Origin of the sequence: Pseudomonas sp. (genome assembly GCF_030683065.1) — a bacterium.
In the GTDB taxonomy this organism is placed as follows: Bacteria; Pseudomonadota; Gammaproteobacteria; order Pseudomonadales; family Pseudomonadaceae; genus Aquipseudomonas.
In genome coordinates this window covers 1-6,790 of the sequence record NZ_JAUXMX010000058.1, presented here as the reverse complement: position 1 = coordinate 6,790, position 6,790 = coordinate 1, and the positions used below count along the sequence as shown (strand labels likewise).

Below are 6,790 nucleotides of genomic sequence, written 5' to 3'. Positions count from 1 at the left end.
TGACGACCATAGAGCATTGGAACCACCTGATCCCATCCCGAACTCAGTAGTGAAACGATGCATCGCCGATGGTAGTGTGGGGTTTCCCCATGTGAGAGTAGGTCATCGTCAAGCTTGTATTTCAAACCCCCCATCTGCGTGAGCAGGTGGGGGGTTTGTCTTTGCACCGCAGAAAAGTTCACGAAAGAGCAGTCTTCAGCTCGTCCATTCCGCTGGTTTGTTAATATCTCGCTCCTGAATTTTTATTTCTGAGGCTGGAGTTAACCGATGTCCGCCCCTGCTACCCCTTCCGGGCTTGCCGCCCTGCCAGATGCCTACAAGGCCGTGCTCTATGTCCTGGCGCTGTCTTTTCCAGGCAAGCATAAAACCGCTTTGCTCGAACAATTGCGCGAGATGGGGGTGCGTAGCTCCTCAACCAAGGCGATGGATGGATCGGCGCTGAGTGAGATACTGACGATGCTACATCGTCTCGATTGGGTCAGTCTCGGGGGTAGTGGGCAGCCTTATTGCTTGCCATCGGAACGGCGTAATCTAGTGCTGCAACAGATCAATAGCGATGTCAGCAAAGATAGCTGGTTGCTGGCACTGCGCAGTAGCATCGTACAGCCGCGTAGCGCCTGGGATATACCGAGTGAGGCGAGTCAGCGGCTGAACCTGTGGATGGCGATCCTCAGCGGGCAGGCTGGAGACGTGCGGCATGGACTGGCTTTGTTGCAATCGAGTTCGCTGCGCCATAGCCTGACGGGCGAGTCGCCCTGCAAGCAACTACTGGCTGACGAGCCAGGCAAGCAAGTGTTTGCTACGTTAAAGCATGAGGTCAAAAGCCTGTTGCTGGAAGATTACCTGAGTCAAGTGAACTGGCAGTTGCAGCCTGCGGAAGAGGCTTATCGGCAAGGGCTGTCCTTGATCACGGATTCTTCAATCGAGCCAGATTTAGCCTTTCAGTTGATGTTGCAGGCCCTGTGGCGTGGTGACTGGACGCAATTTGAAGCGCTGGGGCAGGGTGGTCTAGCATTCATCCGGCAGTTTATTCTTCAAGTGCTGCGTGGCCAGTATCCGCAAGCTTTGCTAGCCATTCAGGAGTGGATGCTGGCGATCAAGCGGCAAAGCAAGAAGCGCAAGGTCGATCTGCCGACCATACTCAATGGTTTTTATTGCCTGCTGTTGTTGGCTTGTGCAGACAAGCAGTTGTACCCCGCACTCAAGCAGGCGGTTAACCTGGGTCTAAAAGAGTATTACGGCCGCGCATACTCGGCACTGCAGATGCTGGTCGAGCAGCAGCAGGCAAGTGTGAGGCGGCCTGATCATGAGTTCAGCGAATCGCTCGCGTTCAATGGTTTCGACGGTCTGCTACTGGCATTAGGGTTGTATTGGGCGGATGCATCTGTGGTGCGAGAGCCAGTTTGGCATGAGCGGCTCAGTGATTTTCGCGACACGCTTATTGCCGCTGGCTACCACTGGCTCGGTGAAGAGCTGGACGCACTACTGGCGCAGCAGTTTGCACAGCCCCGTCGTCAACCCGACTGGCACCAGGCTGCAGGTTTGGTGCCGTTGGTAAGCCTCTATCAGCGGCAAGAAGCCTGGCAGCATGCCTTGACCGCACTGTCCCTGCTCAAGCCGGGCAAGGCCGAGACAGGTCATGCGCAGATCCAGAAGTCGGCACGGCTGGCATGGTTTGTCACCTTCAGTCCTTATCAGTTGAGTGTCGAGCCGCGCGAGCAGAAGCTTGGCGCCAAGGGACAATGGAGCAAAGGCCGCGCCGTAGCACTTAAGCGTCTGTTCGAGGACAGCGATAGTTTGGACTTTCTCCTGGAGCAGGACAAACAGACGATTCGTATGATCCAGCTGGGCAGTGATTACTACTACGGCGGGGCACGCTACGAGCTATCTGCCGAGCACGCTTTGCCCCGACTGGTAGGTCATCCCGCCTTGTTCTGGGCGGATGCGCCGGATGTGCGGATTGATTTACTGCTCGGTCATGTGAGCCTGCAGCTTAAGTCGCAAGGGACGCATATTCACCTCAAGCTCGAACCCAGCGGTGTGCAGGGAAATCTTGACGTGTGTCTGCGCAAGGAGACGCCGACTCGCCTGCTGGTCTATCCGGTCAGCCGTGAGCTACGCCAGATTGCCGATATAGTCGGCGACGGCCTGAGCGTGCCGCAGGCCGCCAAGGCGCAGTTGGTCGAGGCGATCGGTGCAATCGCGCCTTTATTACCGATCCACTCGGATCTGCCCGAGTTGGCTGGCCATCTCGACAGCGTGGCCGCCGACAGCACCTTGTATGCTCACTTGTTGCCGCTGGAGGCAGGCCTGCGTCTGCAGTTGCTGGTGCGACCGCTTGCCAACAGTAGTTGGTTCAAGCCCGGTCATGGGCTGGAGAATGTACTGGGTGAATTGGACGGTAAGGCGCTGCAGGCCAGTCGTGATCTACATGCAGAGTCCGCCTCGTTGCAGCGGGTACTGCAGGCCTGCCCGGCACTCGCCCAGGCCGATACCGATGGTCAGGAGTGGCAACTGGCCGAGCCGCAGGATGCGCTGCAAGTATTGAGTGAGCTGCAGGTACTGGAAGGCGACTGGCTGCAGTGCGTCTGGCCAGAAGGTGAGCGCATGCGGATCAAGGCGCGGCCGGGTATGGGCCAACTCAAGCTTGGGCTCAAGCAGCAGGGCGACTGGTTTGTGCTCAACGGTGAGGTGCAGCTGGACGATGGTCGCGTGCTGCATTTACGCCAGCTTCTGGAGTTACTGAAGTCCAGCACTGGGCGCTTCCTCAAACTAGGCGAGCAGGACTGGCTGGCCCTGAGCGATAGCCTGCGTAAGCGTCTGGACGAGTTGGCTCACTTGGCCGATCAGGTTGGCGATGATGGTTTGCGTCTGAATCTGCTGACGGCACCGCTATTGGCCGGACTGGCAGAAGAAGCGGGCGAGTTTCAGGCCGATGCTGGCTGGCAAGCGCACTTGGACAAACTTGAATCACTCAAGCACTTTCAGCCTCAGGTACCCAGCACCCTGCAGGCCGAGCTGCGCGATTACCAGCGTGAAGGGTTTGATTGGCTGGCACGCCTGGCCCAGTGGGGCGTGGGCGCTTGCCTGGCCGATGACATGGGGCTGGGTAAAACCGTGCAAACCCTGGCGCTGCTTTTGCACCGTGCTCCTGGCGGGCCACAACTTGTAGTTGCGCCGACCTCGGTGGCGCTTAACTGGGCGGCGGAAACTGCGCGCTTCGCGCCCACGCTCAGGCTGCACATCTACCAGCAAAATCGCCACCTCGAGGACCTTGGGCCGTTGGATCTGGTGATTGTCAGCTATGGCCTGCTACAGCAGGATATCCAGGCATTTGCCAGCCAGCACTGGACCAGCGTGGTACTTGATGAAGCCCAGGCGATCAAGAACTCCCAGAGCAAGCGTTCGCAAGCGGCGATGACCCTGCAGGCCGACTTCAAGTTGATCGCCAGTGGTACTCCGGTGGAAAACCATTTGGGCGAGCTGTGGAACCTATTCCGCTTTATCAACCCAGGCCTGCTTGGCAGCCAAGAGCGTTTTGCCCAGCGCTTCTCCGGGCCGATCGAACGCGGTGAGCAGGGTGCACGTAAAGCGCTAAAAGCACTGATTCAGCCATTCATCCTGCGGCGACTGAAAAGCCAAGTGCTCGACGAACTGCCGCCGCGCACCGAGATCACCTACAAGGTGCCGCTGTCCAGCGAAGAGATGCACCTGTACGAGGCCCTGCGGCAGCAAGCGCTGAATACGCTGAGTACCACGGCACCGGGCAAGTCACTGCAGGTACTGGCGGAGATTACCCGCCTACGGCGCTTCTGCTGTCATCCGAGCCTGGTCATGCCCGAGTGCGGCCTGGGCGGCAGCAAGCTGGCCGCCTTTGCCGAAATCGTCGAGGAGCTGCTGGAGAACCGCCATAAAGCGCTGGTGTTCAGCCAGTTCGTCGACCACCTGAGCATCATTCGAGGTTGGCTCGACGAGCAGGGCATCAGCTATCAGTACCTCGATGGTGCCACTCCGCCGAAGGAGCGTCAGGTGCGCATGGACGCCTTTCAGGCCGGCAGTGGCGATATCTTCCTGATCAGCCTGAAAGCCGGCGGTACCGGCCTCAACCTGACTGCCGCCGACTACGTGATCCATCTCGACCCGTGGTGGAACCCGGCGGTGGAGGACCAAGCCAGCGACCGCGCGCATCGCATGGGCCAGCTGCGTCCGGTGACTATTTATCGTTTGGTCACCGAGAACACCATCGAGGAACAGATCGTCGCCTTGCACGCGCAAAAGCGCGATCTTGCCGACAGCTTGCTGGGTGGTGGCGAGGTCAGTGGCAAGCTCGATGCTGATGCGTTGCTGAGCCTGCTCAAAGGCGACCTGGTGCAGTAAGGCGACCTGCTGAATGCGTCGATAAACGAAAAGGCCCCAGGTTTGCACCTGGGGCCTTTTGGTTTTATATGGTGCACCAGACGGGATTCGAACCCATGACCACTGCCTTCGGAGGGCAGTACTCTATCCAGCTGAGCTACTGGTGCAGCGCGGGCGCAATCATACGCATCTCGTGAGCGTACGTCCATGCTGGCGGTTTGTGCGTGATTCCGAACGAATAGAGTGGATTTTTAAATGGCTGCCTACAGGAAAGGCCTAAAAGAGCCTTTTCGTTAATTTTTTCGAACAGACTCTTGCCCTTTACCCATCATGACCCTAGCATTCGTTTGAGATTTCAAACGTTCTTGCGTAAAACGTTCGGAACTCTGTGCGAATCTGGTCAATCTCACATAAAGCGATGGCCGGGTAATTGATAGGGCGCGGCATCGTGCCGCTCGATCATATTTATAAGGGCGCTTGCCCGTGGACTCATCAACAACCGTCCGACGCCTGGGTGTCGCGATGAGGGAGACTGTCATGCAATTGAAAGACCCCCAGCTGTTCCGTCAACAAGCCTATATCGACGGCACGTGGCTGGACGCTGACAGCGGTCAGACCATCAAGGTCAATAACCCGGCCACCAATGAAATCATCGGCACTGTGCCGAAAATGGGCGCTGCGGAAACCCGTCGTGCTATCGAAGCGGCCGACCGGGCGCTACCGGCTTGGCGGGCGCTGACCGCCAAGGAGCGCGCGACCAAGCTGCGCCGCTGGTTCGAGCTGTTGATGGAGAATCAGGATGACCTTGGCCGCCTGATGACGATGGAGCAGGGCAAGCCGCTGGCCGAGGCCAAGGGTGAGATTGCCTATGCCGCTTCCTTTATCGAGTGGTTCGCCGAAGAAGCCAAGCGCGTGTACGGCGACACCATTCCTGGCCACCAGGCCGACAAGCGCATTCTGGTGCTCAAGCAGCCGATCGGTGTGACGGCCGCGATTACTCCGTGGAATTTCCCGGCGGCGATGATCACCCGTAAAGCCGGCCCTGCATTGGCAGCTGGTTGCACCATGGTAATCAAGCCGGCGTCGCAGACTCCGTTCTCAGCCTTGGCCATGGTCGAGTTGGCGCACCGTGCCGGTATTCCAAAGGGTGTGCTCAGCGTTGTTACCGGCAGCGCAGGTGATATCGGCGCGGAGCTGACCGGCAACCCCATCGTGCGCAAGCTGTCCTTTACTGGCTCGACCGAAATTGGTCGCCAGTTGATGGCCGAGTGCGCCAAGGACATCAAGAAGGTGTCGCTGGAGCTGGGTGGTAATGCGCCCTTCATCGTATTCGATGACGCCGACCTGGATGCCGCGGTGGAGGGCGCCATGGCGTCCAAATACCGTAACGCCGGGCAGACGTGTGTGTGTGCCAACCGGCTGTACGTGCAGGACAGCGTATATGACGCCTTCGCCGAGAAGTTGATGGTCGCAGTGGCCAAGCTGAAGGTCGGCAATGGCCTCGAAGACGGCATTACCACCGGTCCGTTGATTGATGAAAAGGCCGTAGCCAAAGTTCAGGAACATATCGCCGATGCGGTCAGCAAGGGCGCCAAGCTGGTCGCTGGCGGTAACAGCCTGGGCGGCAATTTCTTCGAGCCGACCATTTTGCTCAACGTGCCTAACCATGCTGCGGTCGCCAAGGAAGAAACCTTCGGTCCGCTTGCGCCGCTGTTCCGCTTCACGGACGAGGCCGAAGTGATCGCCATGTCCAACGACACCGAGTTCGGCCTGGCGTCTTACTTCTATGCCCGCGACCTGAGTCGGGTGTTCCGTGTGGCCGAGGCGCTGGAGTACGGTATCGTCGGGATCAACACCGGAATCATCTCCACCGAAGTGGCACCGTTTGGCGGCATGAAGGCTTCGGGCCTGGGCCGCGAAGGCTCCAAGTACGGCATCGAGGACTACCTGGAGATCAAGTACCTCTGCCTGGGTATCTAGTCGGTCGCTACTGCGCTTCGGCGATGCGGCGTTGGCAGTGGACTGCAAATGCTCGCGTACTTGAGTACGCTGCGCGTTGAAGTCCACTTGCGCCTTGTCTGGCCTTGGCCCCGAAGCTCACGAACGGTGAAGCCGTTAGAAAATTAAATGCCCCAGGTTCAACCAACGAGCCGGTCACCTGGGTTTACAGCAGCGTCAAAACAGCCTGAGCAACCGGCAGGGCGTGGCAGTCGATCATCGAATGCTGCAGCGCTCTTCCCCGGTTGCATTCATCCTTGAACCGCGCCGCCCGATGAGCGGCGAATGAGGACACCATGAGCAAGACCAACGAATCTTTGATGCAACGCCGCACCGCTGCCGTTCCGCGTGGCGTCGGGCAGATCCACCCGATCTTCGCCGACCGGGCGCAGAACGCCACGGTGATCGACGTTGAAGGCCACGAGTTTATTGACTT

General features: G+C 58.7%; 2 protein-coding genes, 1 tRNA gene, 1 rRNA gene and 1 pseudogene. 4 read left to right on the top strand and 1 reads right to left on the bottom strand.

The genetic code is table 11. From position 1 onward, the window contains the following. A 5S ribosomal RNA gene (rrf, locus tag Q8K09_RS18150) occupies positions 1-114 on the top strand; the annotation flags it as partial. A 153-nt stretch (positions 115-267) separates the two neighbouring features. Further along, on the top strand, positions 268-4,377 hold the full coding sequence (locus Q8K09_RS18145; RefSeq protein WP_305256387.1) for a DEAD/DEAH box helicase: 4,110 nt from the start codon (positions 268-270) through the stop codon (positions 4,375-4,377). Positions 4,378-4,446: 69 nt separating this feature from the next. Here the strand turns inward: Q8K09_RS18145 and Q8K09_RS18140 are convergent. Continuing rightward, positions 4,447-4,523: transfer RNA gene (locus Q8K09_RS18140), tRNA-Arg, on the bottom strand. A gap of 370 nt (positions 4,524-4,893) precedes the next feature. On the opposite strand from Q8K09_RS18140, the gene gabD reads away from it, so the two are divergent. Further along, complete coding sequence (gabD, locus tag Q8K09_RS18135; RefSeq protein WP_305256386.1) at positions 4,894-6,336, top strand: NADP-dependent succinate-semialdehyde dehydrogenase; 1,443 nt, start codon at positions 4,894-4,896, stop codon at positions 6,334-6,336. 314 nt (positions 6,337-6,650) lie between these two features. Next, a pseudogene (locus Q8K09_RS18130) lies at positions 6,651-6,790 on the top strand (4-aminobutyrate--2-oxoglutarate transaminase); the annotation flags it as partial.

Coding starts and splice junctions, on each gene's coding strand:
- Q8K09_RS18145 (WP_305256387.1), top strand. CDS start 268: ATGTCCGCCCCTGCTACCCCTTCCGGGCTTGCCGCCCTGCCAGATGCC.
- gabD (WP_305256386.1), top strand. CDS start 4,894: ATGCAATTGAAAGACCCCCAGCTGTTCCGTCAACAAGCCTATATCGAC.